General features: G+C 62.8%; 12 protein-coding genes. 10 read left to right on the forward strand and 2 right to left on the reverse strand.

All coding sequences use genetic code 11. The annotated features are described in order from the left end of the window. Window positions 1-27: 27 nt before the first annotated feature. Together AB4N53_RS03250 and gspG are read right to left on the reverse strand one after the other, a co-directional pair. Window positions 28-1,215, reverse strand: coding sequence for a type II secretion system F family protein (locus AB4N53_RS03250; protein ID WP_460118098.1), 1,188 nt, complete (start codon window positions 1,213-1,215; stop codon window positions 28-30). 14 nt (window positions 1,216-1,229) lie between these two features. Further along, window positions 1,230-1,658, reverse strand: coding sequence for a type II secretion system major pseudopilin GspG (gene gspG / locus AB4N53_RS03255; protein WP_460118100.1), 429 nt, complete (start codon window positions 1,656-1,658; stop codon window positions 1,230-1,232). A gap of 206 nt (window positions 1,659-1,864) precedes the next feature. Between gspG and AB4N53_RS03260 the strand changes: the two genes are divergently transcribed. The 10 genes from AB4N53_RS03260 to AB4N53_RS03305 all read left to right on the forward strand — a co-directional run bounded on the left by AB4N53_RS03260 (window position 1,865) and on the right by AB4N53_RS03305 (window position 18,341). Then, entirely contained in the window at window positions 1,865-2,473 is a 609-nt protein-coding gene (locus AB4N53_RS03260) for a lytic transglycosylase domain-containing protein (RefSeq protein WP_460118102.1), read from the forward strand. Window positions 2,474-2,673: 200 nt separating this feature from the next. Beyond that, the gene (gene mnxG / locus AB4N53_RS03265) at window positions 2,674-8,499 is read left to right on the forward strand and encodes a manganese-oxidizing multicopper oxidase MnxG (RefSeq protein ID WP_460118105.1); all 5,826 of its coding nucleotides are present in this window, start codon (window positions 2,674-2,676) and stop codon (window positions 8,497-8,499) included. A 961-nt stretch (window positions 8,500-9,460) separates the two neighbouring features. Further along, window positions 9,461-11,383, forward strand: coding sequence for a YncE family protein (locus AB4N53_RS03270; RefSeq protein WP_460118107.1), 1,923 nt, complete (start codon window positions 9,461-9,463; stop codon window positions 11,381-11,383). Between the two features lie 14 nt (window positions 11,384-11,397). Then, window positions 11,398-12,048, forward strand: a complete 651-nt coding sequence (locus AB4N53_RS03275) for an SCO family protein (protein ID WP_460118109.1) — start codon at window positions 11,398-11,400, stop codon at window positions 12,046-12,048. Next, window positions 12,045-12,665, forward strand: coding sequence for an SCO family protein (locus tag AB4N53_RS03280; RefSeq protein WP_460118111.1), 621 nt, complete (start codon window positions 12,045-12,047; stop codon window positions 12,663-12,665). The genes AB4N53_RS03275 and AB4N53_RS03280 overlap by 4 nt, the downstream gene beginning before the upstream one ends. Before the next feature lie 9 nt (window positions 12,666-12,674). Then, window positions 12,675-14,225: a cytochrome c/ABC transporter substrate-binding protein gene (locus AB4N53_RS03285; RefSeq protein WP_460118113.1), complete on the forward strand. Its 1,551-nt coding sequence runs from the start codon at window positions 12,675-12,677 to the stop codon at window positions 14,223-14,225. Window positions 14,226-14,239: 14 nt separating this feature from the next. Next, window positions 14,240-15,001, forward strand: a complete 762-nt coding sequence (locus AB4N53_RS03290) for a SurA N-terminal domain-containing protein (protein WP_460118115.1) — start codon at window positions 14,240-14,242, stop codon at window positions 14,999-15,001. 234 nt (window positions 15,002-15,235) lie between these two features. Next, a complete protein-coding gene (locus AB4N53_RS03295) occupies window positions 15,236-15,769 on the forward strand; it encodes a response regulator (protein ID WP_460118117.1) in 534 nt (177 codons plus the stop codon). Between the two features lie 81 nt (window positions 15,770-15,850). Continuing rightward, entirely contained in the window at window positions 15,851-17,557 is a 1,707-nt protein-coding gene (locus AB4N53_RS03300) for a GspE/PulE family protein (protein ID WP_460118119.1), read from the forward strand. After that, the gene (locus AB4N53_RS03305; protein WP_460118121.1) at window positions 17,538-18,341 is read left to right on the forward strand and encodes a hypothetical protein; all 804 of its coding nucleotides are present in this window, start codon (window positions 17,538-17,540) and stop codon (window positions 18,339-18,341) included. Before AB4N53_RS03300 ends, AB4N53_RS03305 begins: the two co-directional genes overlap by 20 nt. The last annotated feature ends 1 nt before the right edge of the window (window position 18,342 follow it).

An 18,342-nucleotide genomic window follows, 5' to 3' on the forward strand; every position in this document is an offset into this window, starting at 1 on the left:
CTGCCGGGATCCGACCCGTTCCCGTGGTCAGTGAATACTCGAGGCCAACTCGAAAATCGGGATGTACATCAGGATCACGATGACGCCGATCAGCAGGCCGATGAAAGTCATCAACAGTGGCTCGAACAGTTTCACGAACCATTCCAGCCAGCGGCTGATTTCCTCGTCGTAGAAGTCGGCGCTGCGCTCCATCATCTGACCGAGGTTGCCGGACTGCTCGCCTGCCCGCAGCAGACGCAGCGATACCGGCGTCACCAAGTGATTGAGTTCCAGTGCGGCTGACAAGGACTGGCCCTCGCGGACCCGTTCGCAGGCTTGATCCAGGCGCGTGCGCGAGGCCACGGTGAGCAAGCCTCGAACCATGCCCATTGCCGTCACCAGCGGAATCCCGCCCTGCAGCAGGATCCCCAGCGAGCGATAGAACCGCGCCAGCTCATACATGAAAATCCGTTGATGCACGGCCGGCAGTTTCTCCACCAGGCGATCCAGCCCACGGCGAAACGCCGGTTGTTTCTGCGCTACGGCGAGGGCAATGACCAGCGCCGCCAGAGCACCGAAGAACTGCGCCTGGTGCGCATGCAGAAACATGCCGCTGCTCATCAATACCTGCGACAGCCACGGCAGGTTATTGCCCAGCCCTTCAAATACCAGACTGAAACGCGGCACCACGTAGCCCATCAGGAACAACACCACGCCACCGCCGACCACCAGCAAGAGCATCGGGTAGATCGAAGCGCTGATGATCTTCTGCCGCACCTCGTCCATGCGCTGGCGATAACTGACGTAACGGCCCAAGGCATCGCCGACCGCGCCGGTCTTCTCGCTGGACTGCACCAGCGCCACGTACAACGGCGGAAAAACCGCCGACAACTGGGCCAGCGCCTGTGAGAAGGATTTGCCTTCGTAAAGCAGGCGCACCAGTTCACTGAGGGTCTTGCGCGCAGCGGGGGCGCTTTCCTTTTCGGCGAGGCTTTCCAGCGCATCGATCAGTGGCAGGCCTGCGTTGAGCAGGGTGGTCAGTTCCTGGCTGAACAGCACCAGGTTGAAGGTCTCGCGCTGACGCAGTTTCAGCGCACGCCAGTGCTTGTCGGCGTGCACACTGAGCACCCGCAGACCCTGGTCCTCGGCGATCCGTCGCGCCTCGCTGTCCCCCGGCGCTTCGACGCGCATCGACACCACGCCAGCCTTGCCGACCGCTTTGAGATGAAATCGCATGGGCCGCGCTCCGCTCATTGCCAGTTGGTCACTTCAGCGTTCTCGCCTTCGCCGCCGGGCTGGCCGTCCTTGCCCATCGACAGCAAGTCGTACTCGCTGTTTTCGCCCGGGTAGCGGTAGGCGTAGTTACGGCCCCATGGATCCTGCGGCAGCTTCTTTTGCAGGTATGGGCCGGTCCATTTCGCCTCGTCACTGGGTGCCAGTACCAGCGCCTGCAGGCCTTGTTCGGTAGACGGGTAATGGCCGACTTCCAGGCGATACAAATCCAGCGCTTTGCTCAAACCTTCGATTTGCGCCTTGGCCACCTTGACCTCGGAGCGACCGAGCTGGGCGAAGTATTTCGGCGCGACGATACCGGCCAGCAGGCCGAGCACCACCAGCACCACGAGCAGTTCAAGCAGGGTAAAACCGCGTTGGTCACGCGGACGAAAGGGCAGCTTCATGATGATCTCCCGTAGATGGCAATCGAGTCGCCACATGGGCCTATGCAATTGCCATGCTCAGCCCCGCAGGAAATCATCTGCCGCGCTGGAGGCCTCGTCATTCGGGCCTTTGAGGAAACGGCACAGTGCTTGCGTAGAGCTCGATCGTGATCGGCCACTGGGGCATTTCCCCCAATTTATCGGGGGCCGGTCCGGGGAGGCCCGACATGAAATTTCTCGCCAGTGGATTGCTCGGATGTGTGCTGCTCAGCGGCGCCGTGCAAGCCGATGTTTTCATCTCCATGGACGCCAAGGGCAGCTACGTGCTGTCCAACGTGCACCGGCCCGGACGCACTTACGAACGGGTCATTCACGAGGCGGACGCCGCAGTGGCCAGCCTCGATCAGCAGCCACAAATGATCGCCAATCAGCCCTACGCAGAGCTGGTTTCTGCAGCGGCCAGGGTCAACCAATTGCCCGAGGCGCTGTTGCACGCGGTGATCAACGCCGAGTCGCGTTACAACCCCGGCGCCACTTCAGCCAAAGGCGCGGCTGGGCTGATGCAATTGATGCCTGACACCGCGCGCGAGCTGGGCGTGACCGACGTCTATGACCCAAAGGCCAATATTCAGGGCGGGGCCAGATACCTCAAGCGCCTGATGACCCTGTTCAACAACGACATCGCTCTCGCCGTGGCGGCTTACAACGCCGGGCCGGATGCGGTGCTCAGCCGTGGTCGGGTGATTCCACCGTTCGCCGAAACCCAGCGCTATGTGCCGAATGTGCTGCGTCAGTACCGGCGTCTGCAGGGGTTGGCGATGGATGCGCCGTTGTGACCCCTTCACCCGATTCCCCACTTTCGGGGCCAACCGGGCCGGCCCGAAAAGTGGGGCAAACGGGTGGGGAATATCCCCCGGATTCTCAGGTCGTCGCGTTAACTGGTTGATATGCAGAAGGATTTTTTGTGGCACGCGGCTTGCTCCGGGACATTTGTCCAGAAGTGTTCCCAAGAGCACCCACTACGAGGTTACCGATCATGGCTGGCTTTCCTCTCGCTCCATCCCTGATTAACGGGTTGTTGATAATGGCCTCGCTGCTCAGCGTCGAACTGGCCGGCGCGGCGGTACGTTGCGAGCGCAACCTGGTGGCCAACGTCGTGGCGTTCGATCAGCCGCTGATGTTCAACCGCCTCGGTGCGCAAAACGCCAACGGCATGATGTTCGCCCTGCGCCGCGACGTGGTCGATGAGCACGACGTGTCGCTGGCGTACGGTGGCGTGGCGGTGCCGGGAAAGGTTGCGTTGCGGCCTGACAAGCGTCCACGGCCCTTGGTATTGCGGGTGGCGGCTGGGGACTGTCTGACGATCAATCTGCAGAACCTGCTCGACTATCAGGCCAACCCGAACAAGCATGTCGAAGGGGTGGAAGGTGAGGAAAATCCCAATGCGATCGACGCGTTCAAGGTCGATGAGCAAGTGGCTGACCGCCACATCGGTTTCCAGGTCAACGGCCTGCAAGCGGTCAACAGTATCGATGACATTTCATCGTTCACCGGGCGTAACCCCAACACCTTGATAGTGCCGGGTGCCAGCCGTTCCTACACCCTGTTTGCCGAGCGCGAGGGCGCGTTTGCCGTGAGCAGTCGAGGCGCCACGTTTGGTGGCGAAGGCGCGGCGGGCAACGTCGCCAACGGGCTGTTTGGTCAAGTGGTGGTGCTGCCCAAGGGTGGCCGCAGCTATCGCAATACGCTGAGCGAAGAAGAAATGCGCCTGGCCACCAGCGGGCGCACGCCGGCCGGGCAGCCGATTGTCGATTACCAGGCGCGCTATCCGCAGCGCGAGCCGTGGCTGCGCGAAGGCAAGGCCGGCACGCCGATCATCAACATGGTCGACGGCAACGAAATCATCTCCAGTGAAAGTGACGCGATCGTGATGGGCAGCAACGCCGACGGCAGCTTCCCGCCCAGCACCTATCCGCTGGAGTCGGTGGGCAAACGCAACCCGGCGATTCCCAATCGATTGGAGCCGTTCCGCGATTTCGCTTCGCAATTCCAGGATGAAACCGCCGCCACCCAGGCATTCCCCGCCTATTGGGCCGACCCGGTGATGGCCCATGTCCTGGAACCGACCCGCGATTCGTTCATGATCAATTACGGCTCCGGCGGCATGGGCGCCGAAGTCGTCGCCAATCGCCTGGGTGTCGGGCCGATGCACGATTGCCTGTCCTGTGCCTATGAGGAATTTTTCCTCAGCTCGCACACCGTTGGCGACGTCGCTATGCTGGTCGACGTACCGGCCAACGCCGGGCTGGAAAACATCGCTCCCGGGCAGACCCCGAACGCCGATCAGATTGGCGTGAAGGCGACCATGGCGCTGTTCCCGTCCGAGCCGTCGAACGTCAATCACAGCTATATCGGTGACTTCGTCAAGTTTCGCAATACCCACAACGGTCACGAGCAGCACATCTTCCACCTGCACGGCCATCAATGGCTGTTCAACCCCAACGACGACAACTCCGATTACGTCGACGCCCAAGGCATCGGTCCCGGTGCCGGTTACACCTATGAAATCGCCAATGGCGGTTCAGGCAACCGCAATCGGGTAGCGGGCGATGCAATCTATCACTGCCACTTCTATCCGCACTTTGCCCAAGGCATGTGGGCGATGTGGCGGGTGCATGATGTGTTCGAAGAGGGCACCCGGCTCGACGTTTCGCAGCAAGGCGCCGATGGCTATCACAGCGAACCGTTTGCCCTGCGCAGCGGCAAACCGGCGGCCGGCGCGCGCGCCTTGCCGGACGGCGAGATCGTCGCCGGCACACCGATTCCGGCGATCGTGCCGCTGCCAGGCAAAGCCATGGCGCCGATGCCGGGCAAAGTCGTGGTCGTGCCGAAAATCGGTGAAACCCTGATCGCCGGCCATGATGACGAGGATGATGAAGAAGAGGGCGATGATGACGGTGAGCACCATGGCGGCAACGCTGGTGGTCAAGCCATCGGCTCCCTGGCGCTGGTCGATCGCAGCGAAGCCAACCGCAATGCCGACGGCAGCCTGAAAAACCCTGGTTATCCGTTCTGGATCGGCGGCATGGAAAGCTCGGTCGGCCAACGTCCGCCAACCCCGCCACTGGACATGCTCGACGCGGCCACCGCGCAATCGCTCAAGGCCAGCGGCAAGGCGCTGTGGGCCAACCTCGACCCGGCGCAGTCCGGTGGCTGGGACGGCGGCCTGCAACGGCATACTCTCGACGGCGTGGCGGCCGGAGGCGAGGCGCATACGGTGACCACTTCGCTGGACTTCTCCAAGGAAGTGGTGCGGGCCAAACCAATCTACATGCCGGAGGAGGGCACCGAGGTCGAACAGGCGGCGATGGCCTTCCACGCGAAAAAGGATCACCCCAGCTATGCCTTGCTGCCCGGTAATCAAGTGGTAGCCAAGGCTTTTCGTACCAACGGCGCCTTGCCGATGGCCGGCGCGCCTTACTACGAACCGTGCATGGACGACCGGCAGAAACGCCTGACCAACAGCGCCGGCAGCGGTGAATTCAACAGCGGCGAGCGCATCGATGGCCTGTCGTTTGTCGGTGCCTCGACGTTCACCGCCGACCGGCCACGGATCTACAAGGCCGCCAATATTCAGTTCGACGCGGTGTACAACAAAGTCGGTTATCACTTCCCGCAGGCACGCATTCTCGCGCTGTGGGAAGACGCCTGGCCGGTGATCACCAAACAGCGTCCGCCAGAGCCGCTGGTGATGCGCATGAACACCTTCGACTGCGTGCAGTACCAGCAAACCAACCTGGTGCCGGCCACGTACGAGATGGACGACTATCAGGTGCGCACACCGACCGACGTGATCGGTCAGCACATCCACCTGCCAAAGTGGGACCTGACTTCGGCCGACGGTTCTTCCAACGGCTGGAACTACGAGGACGGCGTGCTTTCCCCGGGCGCTGTGCAGGAACGCATTCACGCCATCCGTGCGTTCAACCAGTGCGAAGGCACGGACCCGCGCGACGGTACTCAAGCCTGCCCGAAAGCCAAGGCACACCCGTTCTTTGGTCAGTACGGGCGGGCTGACTGGGTTGGCGCGCGCACGGCGATGCAGCGCTGGTTCGTCGACCCGGTGGTGAACATCAAAGGTGTTGATCGCGGCCTCGGCACGATCTTCACCCACGACCACCTCGGCCCATCGACGCACCAGCAGATCGGGCTGTACGCCACGGTGCTGGCGGAACCGGCTGGTTCGACCTGGTTGCACGCCGAGACTGGCGAGCCGTTGTACAGCGGCGCGCGTCAGGACGGCGGGCCGACGTCGTGGCAAGCGGTGATCAACACCGGTGACCTCGATGGCGACGGCAAGAACGACAGCTTCCGCGAGTTCTTCCTCGAATACAGCGACTTCCAGCACGCCTATGAAGCCGGCGTCTACGTCGGTGCCGGACCCAATGGCGTGCCCAATGCGCAAGCGTTCCCGGCCACCGCCGACAGCTTCCGCTACGCGATCAATCCGCCGGTGCGCAACAACGCCAGCACTCTGCTTGAAGGCGTGCTGGAAGTGCAGGGCGGTCAGGTGCCGGGCTGTCCGAGCCGGCCGTGTCCGCAGGCGATTTCGGTGGATGACCCGGGCATGTTCGTCGTCAATTACCGCAACGAGCCGCTGGCCCTGCGCGTGTACGACCCGAACAAAGTCGGCCCGGATGGCAAGCGCGGCATGCAGGCCGACGGCCTCGGTGGTGATCTGTCGTTCGCCATGCAAAGCCGTACCGACCGCGCAATTCCGGCGATGAACCTGGCGCCGAATCTGCTCACCTCGGCCACCGGGCCCACCGGCGGTACCACGCTGTTCCCGCCGCACATCAACAAGGGCGGTGCCGAACCGGGCGATCCGTTCACGCCGATGCTGCGCACCTACACCGGCGACAACGTGCGGCTGCGGGTGCATGCCGGGGGCCATGAGGAGGAACACAACGTGACCCTGCATGGCGTGAAATGGCTGCAGAGCGGTTCCGGTTTCGGCAACAGCTCCAACTCGGGCTGGCGCGCCTCGCAGATGATCGGCATCTCCGAACAGATGGGCTTCATCGCGCCGGTGTCGATGCTCTCCAGCTCGGCAGCGACCACGGGCGACTATCTGTACTCGATGGACGCGTCGATCGAGGGTTACTGGAGCGGTATCTGGGGCGTGATGCGCAACTACACCGCCAAACGCAATGACCTGTTTGCGATTCCCAACAACCCAAGCCCAGCGGGCATGCGTAACACGGTCGCTTTCGATGGCAGTTGCCCGCGCTATGGCGCCAACCCTAACGGCATTGGCACCCGGCCCACTGTGCAGCGCAACTATGAAGTGGTCGCCGCGCTGGCCAACGACATTCTCGGCAATGCCTTGGGCCTGACCATCGGCGATTCCGCAGGACTCGGCCAGCATGTCGGCGGGCCGCTGAACCCGGCCGGTGGCACCCTGGTGCTGAACTCGCGCGCGGTGAGCATTCCACAAGTCACGGTGACCGATCCGGAGGACGGCGAAACCATCACCATCGGCGGTCAGAGCGGGCCGTTGCATGACCCGACTGCGATTCTGTATGTGCGCAAAGCCGATCTGGATCCGGTCAGCGGCAAGCTCAAACCCGGCATCCCGGTCGAGCCGCTGGTGCTGCGCGCAGCAGCGGGGGATTGCATCAATATCACCCTGGAAAACCGTTTGCCGAGCGTGATGCCTGATCTGACTCAGACCGCTGTCATGCAGGGGATGGTCAAGCGCGACCGCAACAGTGGTCTGGGCTCGACCACCTTCAGCAACAACCTGATGCGGCCGTCCAGCCACGTCGGTCTGCACGCGCAACTGTTGGCCTACGACATCACCAAATCCGACGGTGCCAACGTCGGCGCCAACCCGATCCAGACCGTGCCACCGCGCGGCGGCAACAGTGGCGCGTATCCGACCCGGACCTATCAGTACTACGCCGGGCATCTGGAGCGTGAAGGCAAACCGGTGACGCAGTTGGGCCGCAGTGTCGACAACATCAACGCCACGGCGGTGGAGTTCGGCGGCTTGAACATCACCCCGGCGGACGTGATCAAGCAGCCGCAAAAAGGTCTTGGCGCAGCGATGAGCATCCTGCCGATCGGCGCGACCTGGGTTGACGATGTACGCAAGGTCAACGCCACGGTCACCGCGCCGGGGCAAACCAGCTACCGCGATTTTGCGATGGTCTGGCACAAGGCGCTGAACACTCGTTGGGCCAATGGCCGGCCTGTCGAGGGCATTGCGGCTGAAGGCTTGGGTGTGCCGACCGATCCGCAGGACAACTCGAGCATGGCGATCAACTACAAGACCGAACCGCTGTGGTATCGCTTCGGCCTCGCGCCTGACGCACCGTTCGGGCATGCCGACGGCGCCGGTTACGGCGATATGGCCAACGCGCACATGGCTTACAGCAATGCGCTGATCGGCGGCGATCCGCAAACACCGGTGCTCTACGCGAAACCGGGGCAACCGTTGCGCACGCACATTCTGATGCCCAGCGGCGGCAGTCGTGGCAGCACCTTCCAGCTCGACGGACATGTCTGGTCGGTCAACCCGTTCCAGGCCGAGAAGAGCGACACCGGCGGTTATCCGATGGGCTCGCCGGGCGTCGGTTCGGTGCGCTTCGGCTACAACCCGATGTCGATGTACATCGGCGCCCACGAAAGCATCCTCCCGGCGGCGCACTTCAGCTTCATGATCCCCAGCGCCGGCGGCAGCAACGCGATACCGGGCGATTACCTGTTCCGCGACTACGGCGCCTACGGCAACACCTCGGGATTGTGGGGCTTGCTGCGCGTCACCAACGAAGCGGAACCGGCACCGCAGGGGCAGTAGGCACATACGCAAGGCCTGTGAATGCAAAACCCTGTGGGAGCGAGCCTGCTCGCGAATGGGAGCAACTCGGTTTTTTAGGCGTGACGCTGGAGACGCCTTCGCGAGCAGGCTCACTCCCACAGTGGGCAATGGTGGCAGTGAGGGAGTGGGATGGATGCAAATCCCTTGTGGGAGCGAGCCTGCTCGCGAATGGGGGCAACTCGGTTTCGAGGGTGGCGCTGGAGACGCCTTCGCGAGCAGGCTCGCTCCCACAGTGGGCAATGGTGGCAGTGAGGGAGTGGGATGGATGCAAATCCCCTGTGGGAGCGAGCCTGCTCGCGAATGGGGGCAACTCGGTTTTTTAGGCGTGACGCTGGAGACGCCTTCGCGAGCAGGCTCGCTCCCACAGTGGGCAATGGTGGCAGTGAGGGAGTGGGTTGGATGCAAATCCCTTGTGGGAGCGAGCCTGCTCGCGAATGGGAGCAACTCGGTTTCGAGGGTGGGACTGTGAAGACGCCTTCGCGAGCAGGCTCGCTCCCACAGTGGGCAATGGTGGCAGTGAGGGAGTGGGTTGGATGCAAATCCCTTGTGGGAGCGAGCCTGCTCGCGAATGGGAGCAACTCGGTTTCGAGGGTGGCGCTGAAGACGCCTTCGCGAGCAAGCTCGCTCCCACAGTGGGCAATGGTGGCAGTGAGGGAGTGGGATGGATGCAAATCCCTTGTGGGAGCGAGCCTGCTCGCGAATGGGAGCAACTCGGTTTCGAGGGTGGCGCTGAAGGCGCCTTCGCGAGCAGGCTCGCTCCCACAGTGGGCAATGGTGGCAGTGAGGGAGTGGGATGGATGCAAATCCCTTGTGGGAGCGAGCCTGCTCGCGAATGGGGGCAACTCGGTTTCGAGGGTGGCGCTGTGAAGACGCCTTCGCGAGCAGGCTCGCTCCCACAGGGGGCGGTGTTTTGCCAGATGAAGAGGTAGGGGAGTGCTAGATGAACAGGAACATCAACATCATCGGTATTTGTACGCTGGCCATGGCCGGGTCGTTGCTGACGCTGAGTGACATTGCGCTGGCGCAAACCGGGGCCGGTCAGACGCTGAACCGCGACGGCGTGGCGGTGGACTTCAATCTCAAGCCACTGGCCGTCGACGGCAAACTGCGCGAAGGCGAATTCGCCGATGTGCAGTTTCGCGTGACCGACAGCGCTTCCGGGCAGGCCTTGTCCGGTGTGGCGCCGGGGGCGTGGATCGATGCGCAAACGGTCGCCGCTGATCAGGCCCAGGGCCGCGATCAGAGCTGCAAGGCGCGCGTCGGCGTATTCCTCAAATCCAACATCGGCGCGCGCCCGTTGCTCGACCTCAATAGCTATTTCCTGCTGGTCATGAACCGTGATGCCAGCATCGCCGTGGTCGATCCCTCAGTGTCGGTCGGCGGCATCACCAGCACCCTGGCGCGGATCGAGCTCAAGCAACCGCCGATGGATTGGGTCACGCCCACCGACAACAAACGTGTATTCGTGTCGATGCCCACCGCCGGCGAAGTGGCGGTGATCGACAGCGAGCAGTTCAAGGTGCTCGATTCGATCAAGGCTGGCAGCCAACCGGTGCGCGTCGCGCTGCAACCGGACGAACGCCTGCTCTGGGTCGGCAATAACGCCAGCAAAGGCGAAGACTCCGGCGTCACAGTGATCGACAGCCAAAGCCTCAAGCCGCTCAAACATCTGCCGACCGGCCGTGGCCACCATGAAATCAGCTTTAGCAAGGACAGCCGTTTCGCCTTTGTCAGTAACCGCGACGACGGCACGTTGAGCGTGATCGACAGCGCCAGCCTGGCCATCGTCAAGCAGGTCAGAACCGGCTCCCACCCTTTGTCGGTTGCCTACTCGGCATTGTCCGGCGCGGTGTATGTGGCAGACGGCAAGGACGGCACCGTCACGGTGATCGACGCCAACAGCCATGCCGTGCGCCGGGTGATTACGTTGCAGCAAGGCCTCGGTCCGATGGGTTTCAGCGCTGACGGGCGTTTCGGCGTGGTGCTCAACACCCTGGCGAACCGCGCCAGTGTGATCGACGCGGCTACTGATACGGCGATCCATGACCTCGAAGTCTCCGCCGAGCCCTACCAGGTGGTGTTCACCCAAGCCTATGCCTACGTGCGCGGACTGGCCTCGCCCAAGGTCAGCATGATCAATCTGGCTTCGCTGGGCGAGGGTCGACAGGCCATCATCCAGAGCTTCGAAGCCGGCCCGCAACCACCGCGCATGGCCGGTGATTTGCCGCTTGCGTCGAGCCTTGCGGTATCGCGCGACGACAACGCGGTGTTCGTCGTCAACCCGGTGGACAACACCACTTATTTCTACGCCGAAGGCATGAACGCGCCGATGTCCGGCTATCCCAATCGTGGCCAGATCGCCCGCGCAGCCATGGTTATAGACCGCAGCCTGCGCGAGGTCTCGCCGGGGCTTTACAGTGCCCGGGTGAAACTGCCGCCAGCCGGGCGTTTCGATGTGGCGTTCCTGCTCAATCAACCGAACATCATTCACTGCTTCAGCGCGCTGATCGAGGTCGATGGCGCGGTTGCAAAACAACTCGGTCAGCCGAAGGTCGAGTTTCTTCTGGACAAGACCACCGCCGCGCTCAACGACCCGTACGTGGTGCGGTTCCGCATTGTGCAAGGCAAGCAGAAACAACAGCGCAGCGGTGTGAAAGACGTGCAATTGCGCTATTACCTGGCGCCCACCTCTCACCCGCGTGAGGTCGCCGCGCAGGAAGTCGCCGACGGCGTGTATGAAGCGCCGATCACCCTCGACCGCAGTGGCGCCTGGTACCTGCATGTGCGTGCAGCGTCGCTGGGGGCCGGTTTCGACGACAACACATTTGCCAGTGTTCGGGTAGCCCCGGGCCAGACGCGCTGAAGAGGAGTTTGAACATGAACCGATTTGCATCCAGTGGTGTGCTGACCCTGTGTCTGTTGAGCGTCGGTATCCAACAGGCCCAGGCCCATTCCGCAGACGAGCATGCCGGGCATACGGCGCCGCCACGCAGCAGTCAGGAGCACGCCCAGGTGAAGTTTGCCAACGTGCCATTGCTCGACCAGGATGGTAAGAGCGTGCGCCTTGAGCCGGATCTGGTGCAGGGCAAGATTGTCGTCATGAGCTTCATCTACACCAGTTGCACCACGGTGTGCCCGGTGGTCTCGTCGATCATGGGCAAGGTGCAGAAACAACTCGGTGCACGGGTCGGCGATGAGGTGCAACTGGTGTCAATCAGCATCGACCCCCAGCGCGACGACCCCAAGCGCCTGCAGGAATATGCCCGCAGCTTTCAGCAGGGGCCGGGGTGGAGCTGGCTGACCGGCTCGCCTCAGTCGATCAATGAAACCCTCAAAGGCCTCGGCAGTTTCAGCGGCGACTTCAAAAGCCACCAGCCGCTGATTCTGGTCGGCGATGGCGACAATCGTCACTGGACGCGCTACTACGGTTTCACCGATCCGGCGCTGCTCAGCAAGGAAGTGGAAAAGCTCAGCGGTCTGCGCACCCATGCCAGACACACCGCCATCGCCATGGAGCATCGGCCATGAGAATGCTCGACTGGATTTCGCTGAGCGTGTGTTTCTGGATTTTCAGCAACGTCGCGTTTGCCCACGAAGGCCACGCGCCCGACGCCCCGACGACCGTTGTCGCCGCACCGGCCAAAGGCACTCACGACGCACAGGCCTGGTTTACCGACACGCCGTTGCAGGATCAGAACGGCCAGACCTTGCGCTTCTACAGCGACGCCTTGCAGAACCGCGTGGTCCTGCTCAACGTGATTTTCACCAGTTGCAACGATGCCTGCCCGCTGATCACCCGCAAGCTCAAGGAAGTCCGCGAGCTGTTGGGTGACAAGGCTGACGGGATCACCTTCATTTCCCTTACCAGTGACCCGCTGCGCGATACGCCGGCGGTGCTCAAGGCTTACACCTTGAAGCAGGGTTCCGATGACCCTCATTGGCTTTTTCTCACCGGCGACAAGGCACAGATGGACCTGGTGCTGAGTCGCATCGGCCAGATCGTGCCAACCCCGGAGCAGCACTCCACGCAGCTGATCGTCGGCGACGTCGCCAACAAACGCTGGAGCAAGATCCGCCCCGATGCCCCGGCCGCCGCCATTGCCCAGCGCTTGCAGTTGCTGACAATGCCTGTGGCCGGCCGCTGAGCCTGCGCCATGAACCTTGGCCGCTCACTCGCCCTGATTCTGCTCCTTGGCATCAACGTTGGCGCCACAGCCCAGCCGCTGACGCTTGAGGAGGCGGCCGGCAAGCGCTTGTACCGCGAAGGGCTGTCGGACAGCGGCGAGCCAGTCATGGCGCGCGTGGGCGCGGCGGACGTGGCGCTGCCGGCGACCAGCCTGCCATGCGCCAATTGCCACGGCGCCGATGGCCTCGGACGGCCTGAAGGTGGTGTGCGTCCACCGCCACTGAACTGGGCGCGGCTGACCAGCATTTACGGTCAGCAACAGGTCAACGGTCGGCGCTACCCGGCCTACACCGAAACCAGCCTGGCAAGGGTCATCGAACTGGGCCGCGATCCCGCAGGCAATCGCCTCGACCCGAGCATGCCGCGCTTCGTCCTGTCGATGAAGGACCAGCGCAACCTCACCGCGTACCTCAAACGGCTCGCCGACGAGCGCGACCCCGGCCTCGACAACGAAACCTTGCACCTGGGTACCTTGCTGCCCAGCCAGGGGCCGTTGGCCGAGGAGGGCATGACGGTGGCAGCGGTGCTCAACGGCAGTGTCGCGCGGATCAATCAGGCGGGCGGAATTCACGGCCGGCAGGTGCGTTTGACAGTGATCGATCCCGGTCCGGATCGCAGCAGTGCCGAACTGGCCTTGCGCCAATTGATCGAGCACGAGCAAGTGTTCGCCTTGATCGCGCCGCTGGCGCCGGCCCTCGACAGCGAATTGGCGACGCTGCTGGAACAGGCGGGCGTGCCGCTGATCGGTCCGTTATCGATGCCTGGCGCCCTGCAGAACAGCGTGCAGATTTTCGAGCCGTTGCCCGGGCTGCGCGAGCAGTTGCTGGCCTTGGCCGATTACGCCACGGGCAGCTTGCGGGTGTTGCAGGGGCCGACCCTGATTGCCTATCCCGATGACCCGTTACAGGCGCAAGCGGCGCGAAGCCTCGGTCAATATCTGCAGGGGCATGGCTGGGAAAAAGTCAGCTTGCAAACCTACGACCCGGCAGCCGAGCAACTGCCACTGGGTTCGCGCTCGGTGTTCTATCTGGGCAGCGGCGGCGGTTTCAGTCGCTTGGCCACGCGCCTGCGTAACGCCGGCCAGGTGCCGTATCTGTTTGCCGTCTCGAGCCAGGTCGCCGGCGATCTGCTGCAAGTGCCGGAAGGCTTTTCCCGGCGCGTGTTTCTCGCCTATCCCTTCGTGCCCAGCGACTGGACGCAAAGCGGACGCATGGCGTTGTCGACGTTGCGTGAGGGGCAAGGCCTGGGCGCGCAACATGCGGTGCTGCAGGTTGGCGCCTACGCCTCGATGTTGTTGCTCGGCGAAGGCATGAAGCAGGCCGGCCGGGATGCCAGCCGGGAAAAATTTGTCGCCGCTCTCGAAGGCCTGCACGATTTCGACACCGGCCTGACGCCGCGCCTGAATTTCGGTCCCGGGCGACGCCTGGGCTTGAACGGCGCCCATGTGGTGACGGTGGATTTGCCCGATCAGCGCTTCTATCTGGTGGCGCCGTATAAACCGATTGTTGCCAGCCCCTGACGGAGGCTCCGCTCATGAAGCTCATAACCCTGATGTGGTTGCTTATCTGCTGTTTGCCGGCAGCGTGGGCCAACAACGGGCCGGCGGCGGCGCGGGTCAATGGCGAGGAAATTTCGCAGTTTCGTCTTGAGCGTTATTTCGCCGAATACCTGGAAGATCAGGGCCGCGCCGTGGCGAGCATTCGTAATCCCAAGGCCTACAGGCAACTGCGCCGGGCTGCGCTGGATGCGCTGATCGACCGCGAGCTGCTGTGGCAGGAGTCACGCAAACGCGGTGTGCGCATCGACGCGCAAACGTTGCAGCAACAGATCAATCAGACCCGCACCGCACTTGGCGGCGCTGAGCTCTTCAGCCGGCGGTTACAGGAAGCCGGTTTCGACGAGGCGTCGTACCGCGATTACCTGCGCCGTGAACTGGCCGCGCAACAAATGTTTGCCGAATTGCTGCGCCAGCGTTTCACCCGCACGCAGCAAATGCTGATCAAGGTTGCGCCGGATGCCGATGCCACCACCCAGGCACAAGCGCAGCTACGCTTGATACAGATGCGAGCGTCTATCATTGCCTCGGCGGGGTTCGTCAGCGCAACGGTGCGCTCACCGTTCGGCTGGCACCTGATCTATCTGGAGAACCACTGGGAGGCGAGCGATGTCCCACATAGGCAAGGGCTGGAATCAGTCGGGGGCGAACGCGCGCGACAGCAACAGGCCCAGGCTCGTCGTCAGGTGCTCGCACAATTGCGGGCGCAGAACAGGATCGAACGAATTGACGACGATTGAAGCTGCCCCCCCAATAGTGGGGAATGGCTTCGATGCCCATTCAGGTGCTTCCCCGTTTCTGGGGAACGGGGGACCGGGACGAGCGGGCATTGTCATTGAATTCAAGGGCATGAAGACTTAAAAATACTGGCATTGCGCCTGGCATGAAGTGTGCGTTACCGAGAGTAAGGCACACTCCACCAGACCCGGGCTCAAGGTTTCATCTGCCGGATCTGCTGCTTCAAGGAGTCGACCTTGGTTAACAAAGTACTGGTTGTCGAAGACGAACAGCTGCTTGCACAGAACCTTCAGGATTATCTGTCGGCGCAAGGGCTGGACGTCCGGATTGCACATGACGGAGCGACGGGTATCGGTTCGGCCGAAGCGTTTGCTCCCGACGTACTGGTGTTCGATTACCGCTTGCCCGATATGGAAGGTTTTGAGGTGCTCGACGCCGTCCGCCAGAACAGGACGTGCCATTTTGTGCTGATAACGGGTCACCCGACCGCCGAAGTCTGTGAACGGGCGCGGCAACTGGGGGTCAGCCACATCCTGTTCAAACCGTTTCCCTTGGCGGAACTGGCCCGAGCTGTCTGCGACCTTTTAGGCATCAAGCGTGAAGCGAAACCCGGTGCGAGCCCTTCCGAAGGGTTTGTCGAACGACGCCAGAGCAGGACCGAGAGCTTCCCGTTGCAGTTGTACGATGGCAGTTGGGTGTTGGCGGATCGGCGACGAAGTCGCGCGACGGCCATGGCACCGGACGACGATCAGATGCTCACCGGGGAGTAATGGCGCGATCAGACGTTCCGGCACTAGCCGCCAGAGTTTGCCGCGCCGACAGGGCTTCAGGCCCCGGTTGGAGAGCAAGCCATGGAACGTCTGTCCGTTGTCGTCGAATCACCGCAGGCGCAGACCGCTGCAGAGCGGTTTACCTGCGAACAGCTGGCTCAGGCCCGGGCACGGGCCGCCACCTCCGGTGAACGCGTCCTCGATGCGCTCGCAGTGCTCTGCGAATTGGCGCCGATGCCGTTCATTGATTGCCTCGGCGCCACCCTGCATTACCCGGTGCTGGCCACCGACAACCTGTTTCAAGCGACGCCGGTATTCGACCGGGTCACCCTTGCACAATGCCTCAAACGTGAATTCATCCTGCTGCGCCATAACGACGAAGTCATTGGCGTATTCGCCGACCCTTTCGAGTCGGCGCGGCTGGCCTGGATAGACGACTGCCTGCACGGCGCGCCGCTGTATCTGGTCCACGCCGATGACCTCAAGGCCTATCTGGCCCGCCATGAAGAAAGCTTCCACGCCGTCGACTCGCTGAATGCCCAGGGCGACACCCATCACGAAATCGACACGCTGCAAAGCCTGTCGCTGACGAGTATCAGCGAAGACGCCAGCAGCGTGGTGAAACTGGTCAACTCGACCCTGTACGACGCGCTGAAGATGCACGCCAGCGATATCCACCTCGGCACCACCGGCAACGGCCTGGTGATCAAGTACCGCATCGACGGCGTACTCAACAACATCAGCAAGATCCAGGGCTGCGAGTTCGCCGAGCAGGTGATCTCGCGGGTCAAGGTCATGGCCGAGCTGGACATCGGCGAAAAACGCGTGCCGCAGGACGGGCGCTTCAAGATCGGCATCAGTGGCCGGCAGATCGATTTTCGTGTGTCGATCATGCCGAGCATTTTCGGTGAGGATGCGGTGCTGCGGGTGCTCGACAAACAGGATCTCGCCGACAAGGTCTGCGGCGTGCAATTGCAGGCGCTGGGTTTTGAAGACGAAACCCTGCGCCAGCTGCGCCGCCTCGCCGCCGAGCCCTACGGCATGGTACTGGTGACCGGCCCGACCGGCAGCGGCAAGACCACCACGTTGTACGCGATGATCACCGAGATCAACCACGGCGTGGACAAGATCATCACCATCGAAGACCCGGTCGAATATCAACTGCCGGGGGTGCTGCAAATTCCGGTCAACGAGAAAAAAGGCCTGACCTTCGCCCGTGGTCTGCGCTCGATCCTGCGCCATGACCCGGACAAAATCATGGTCGGCGAAATCCGCGACCCGGATACCGCACAGATCGCCGTGCAATCGGCGCTCACCGGTCACCTGGTGTTCACCACCATCCACGCCAACAACGTCTTCGACGTGATTGGCCGCTTCACGCAAATGGAAATCGACCCCTACAGCCTGGTCTCGGCGCTCAACGCCATTCTTGCTCAGCGCCTGATCCGCCTGGTCTGCACCCGTTGCAGCGCACCGGTCAGGCCGAGCGATGAAGAGTTGCGCGCCTCGGGCCTCGACCCGCAAAAAGTCGAGCACTACCACTTCGTCCATGGCAAGGGCTGCGGCCACTGCCGGGGCAGCGGTTATCGCGGACGCACGGCGATTGCCGAGTTGCTGCACCTGGACGACGAACTGCGCCAGATGATCGTCGAGCGCCAACCGATCACTCAAATCAAAGCCCTGGCCTGCGCCCGTGGTTTGCGCCTGCTACGCGAATCGGCGCTGGAGTTGGTAGAGCAGGGGCGCACCACGCTGGAGGAGATCAATCGTGTCACTTTTATCGCGTGAGCGTTTTATCGCAGTGCTCGGTGCCAGCGGTGTTGGCCTGGGGCAGCGGCGGGGCAGCGAAACCCTGTGGCTGGGCAGCGTCGGTTACATCGACGAAGGCTTCCAGAGCTACGCGGTGGCGCTCGACACCCTCGATCGCTTGCTCGGTGAACACGCCCGCGCCGGCGCCGAAGTCAGCGTGGTGATTTCCGGCCACTTCAGCCGTTTCTGCCTGGTGCCGTGGAGCGCGCAGATCAGCAGTCCTGAAGAACTGCGCGGCTTTGCCCGACTGTGTTTTGAAGATCTGTTCGGTGCGGCGAATCAGGCGTGGAGTCTGGTGCTGTCCGCCGAACCGGCCGGTTACGATCGCATCGCCAGCGCCTTGCCGCAGGATTTGCTCGATCGCTTGCGCACACTGGTCAGCACTCGCGGTCTGCGCCTGCGCTCGGTGCAACCGTATTTGATGTCGGCGTTCAACCGTTTCGACAAAAGCCTGGATGCCGGCGATTTCCTGTTCGTGGTGGCCGAGCCGCAACGCAGTGTGTTGTTGCTCGCAAGGGAAGGGCGCTGGGCCAGTGTGCGCTCGGTCGGCGGCAGTGACAGCGATGGCGCGCTGAGTGCGTTGATCGGTCGCGAACGGCAGTTGCAAGCCTCGACCAGCGAGCGCGCCTTCACCGTTTACCTGCACGCGCCAGCCCGCCTCGATGCGCAGCCAGACTTGCCGGGAGTGCAATTGTGCAGCCTTGAAGACGCCTCGATGAACGTGCGTGACGGCTTGTATGTCATGTCCCGGGCGGTGGCCTGAC

Source organism: Pseudomonas sp. H3_E04, from assembly GCF_054668915.1.

Excerpts from the sequence above, each read along its gene's own strand:
- AB4N53_RS03250 (WP_460118098.1), bottom strand. The coding sequence starts at position 1,215 with ATGCGATTTCATCTCAAAGCGGTCGGCAAGGCTGGCGTGGTGTCGATG.
- gspG (WP_460118100.1), bottom strand. The coding sequence starts at position 1,658 with ATGAAGCTGCCCTTTCGTCCGCGTGACCAACGCGGTTTTACCCTGCTT.
- AB4N53_RS03260 (WP_460118102.1), top strand. The coding sequence starts at position 1,865 with ATGAAATTTCTCGCCAGTGGATTGCTCGGATGTGTGCTGCTCAGCGGC.
- mnxG (WP_460118105.1), top strand. The coding sequence starts at position 2,674 with ATGGCTGGCTTTCCTCTCGCTCCATCCCTGATTAACGGGTTGTTGATA.
- AB4N53_RS03270 (WP_460118107.1), top strand. The coding sequence starts at position 9,461 with ATGAACAGGAACATCAACATCATCGGTATTTGTACGCTGGCCATGGCC.
- AB4N53_RS03275 (WP_460118109.1), top strand. The coding sequence starts at position 11,398 with ATGAACCGATTTGCATCCAGTGGTGTGCTGACCCTGTGTCTGTTGAGC.
- AB4N53_RS03280 (WP_460118111.1), top strand. The coding sequence starts at position 12,045 with ATGAGAATGCTCGACTGGATTTCGCTGAGCGTGTGTTTCTGGATTTTC.
- AB4N53_RS03285 (WP_460118113.1), top strand. The coding sequence starts at position 12,675 with ATGAACCTTGGCCGCTCACTCGCCCTGATTCTGCTCCTTGGCATCAAC.
- AB4N53_RS03290 (WP_460118115.1), top strand. The coding sequence starts at position 14,240 with ATGAAGCTCATAACCCTGATGTGGTTGCTTATCTGCTGTTTGCCGGCA.
- AB4N53_RS03300 (WP_460118119.1), top strand. The coding sequence starts at position 15,851 with ATGGAACGTCTGTCCGTTGTCGTCGAATCACCGCAGGCGCAGACCGCT.